The following is a 2067-nucleotide window of genomic DNA, read 5'->3' as shown; positions in this document are numbered from 1 at the left end:
AGCGGCAGCACCTCGGCGCAAAGCGCTCCAGCGAGCGCTTCGCGCGGGCGACCGGCATGTCGCCGAACTGGAAGAAGCAGTTGTAGTGGACCGGATCGAAGGCCCGGATTTCCTTGATGAGCTTCTCGGCGACGAGATGGGGTCGCCGATCAGCAGGTTGTCGCGGAAGGTCTCCAGCGGCGGCTCGTCCGGGATCGGGTCGGCAACCACATGCGAGCCGTCGAGCGAGAGCACGTTGGAGCGCAGGCCGTGCACCAGCCGGCCGACCCAGCGGGCGCGCTCGGCCGCCTCCATCGCCTCCTCGGCGCTGTCGGTGATGTGGACATACTGCTGCAGCGCGACCGGCATGGTCGGCCCGTCGAGGCCGGCGGCCATCCAGGCGTTGCGCACGGCGGCGGTGATCGGATGCAGCGCCTCGGAGCCGCGCCAGCCGGCGGTCACGAAGGGCGTGCCGCCCCATTTGGCGATCGCCTTCAGGATCGGCGGATGGGGCGAGGTGCAGTAGAGCGGCGGCATCGGCGTCTGCTTCGGGCGCACCGTGAACACCGAGTCCGGGATGTCGACATACTGGCCCTTGAAGCCGGTGCGGCCCTCGGTCAGCGCCTCTTCCACCACCCGCCAGTATTCGACGAAGATCTCGGTCTTCTTCGTCACGTCGGCGTTGTAGCGCTCGAACTCGTAGGCCTGGTAGCCGGTGCCGACGCCGATCACCGCCCGTCCGCCGGACAGCTGGTCGAGCAGCGCGATCTCCTGGGCAACCCGCATCGGGTGATAGAGCGGCAGCACGACCACGCCGGCGCCAAGCCGGATGCGGCTGGTGACGCCGGCCATGTGGGCGGCGACCATCAGCGGCGAGACGCTGATCGAATAGTTGGTGAAATGGTGCTCGGCGAACCAGGCGATCTCGAAGCGACATCCTCGGCAAGGCGGACCATCGACCGGGTGTCCTCGACGATGCCGGAGATGCCGCCGGGATTGTCGCGGTAGCTCATCAGGTTGAAGATGCCGAAGTGCATGACGTGTCGCTTCTTTCCACGAGTTCGGATGTATGCGTCAGGCCCAGGATCAGGCGATCAAGATCAGGCGCAGGATCAGGCGATGAAGTAGCCGCCGCTGATCGCGACCGTCTCGCCGACCATGTAGCGGTTCTTCTCCGAGAGCAGGAACACGACGACGTCCGCGACGTCCTCCGGCTCGGCGGCGCGGCCGAGCGCCGTCTGGGCGGCCAGTTCCGGCAGGAAGCCGAGCGCCTTGGCCTTCTCGGTGGCGATGCCCGCCGGGGCGACGCCGTTGATCAGGATGTTGTCGGGGGCGACCGCGAGCGCCATGCTCTTGGTCAGGCTCACCACCGCCGCCTTCATCGCCGCATAGTGGGCGTTCTTCGGATGGGCCTTGAGGGCGTCGATCGAGGCGATGTTGACGATCCGCCCGCCACCGTGGGCCTGCATGTGGGCGATGGCCGCGACCGAGACGTGTAGAGGCCGCGCACGTTGACCGAGAAGCTGAAGTCCCAGTCGGCGTCCGAGATTTCCAGGATCGGCTTGCGCGGATAGACGCCGGCGCAGTTGCACAGGCCATGGACCCGGCCCGACTTCTCGATCACGGCGCCGACGAGGCCGGCGGCGCTGTCGCGGGTGGTGATGTCGCCGATGACGCTGAAGGCCTTGCCGCCCGAAGCCTCGATCTCGGCAACCACCGCGCCGGCCGCCGCCGGGTCGATGTCGAGGATGGCAACCTTTGCGCCCTCCGCCGCGAGCCCGAGGCAGATCGCCTTGCCGAGGCCGCTGCCGCCGCCGGTCACGATGATGGTCTGGTCCTTCATGTGGTCCCGTCCTGACGCCCGATGTCTGGGAGAGGACTGTTCCACCGCGCCTTGATGCCGGCAAACGATCAATTCTGATGCGTCGATAAGCTGGGGGGTCCGGGAAACTCCGGACCCAGCAGGGCTTGGACCACCATTAGATCAGCTAATTTGCGCCCACCCCGCCGGCTGCTATCCTCCTGCCGCGCCGCCGTTGCGACCCCTTTCGCGGCGCCTTCGGATCAGGAACGACACGGCGATGGCGA

Annotated in this window: 2 protein-coding genes and 1 pseudogene; all 3 read right to left on the bottom strand. The window is 67.5% G+C overall.

All coding sequences use genetic code 11. The features are described from left to right. Nucleotides 1-849 (bottom strand): LLM class flavin-dependent oxidoreductase (locus A6302_RS20095; protein WP_245294181.1); only part of this gene is annotated, 849 nt, incomplete at its 3' end. Continuing rightward, nucleotides 846-1016, bottom strand: coding sequence for a hypothetical protein (locus A6302_RS25000; RefSeq protein WP_245294180.1), 171 nt, complete (start codon nt 1014-1016; stop codon nt 846-848). The genes A6302_RS25000 and A6302_RS20095, both read right to left, overlap by 4 nt. A gap of 75 nt (nt 1017-1091) precedes the next feature. Then, nucleotides 1092-1822 (bottom strand): annotated as a pseudogene (locus A6302_RS20090) (SDR family NAD(P)-dependent oxidoreductase). Nucleotides 1823-2067: the final 245 nt, after the last annotated feature.

Origin of the sequence: Methylobrevis pamukkalensis (assembly GCF_001720135.1) — a bacterium.
GTDB classification, from domain to species: domain Bacteria; phylum Pseudomonadota; class Alphaproteobacteria; order Rhizobiales; family Pleomorphomonadaceae; genus Methylobrevis; species Methylobrevis pamukkalensis.
Note: the sequence above shows the minus strand (reverse complement) of the source record. Positions and strands in the feature narration are given on the sequence as shown.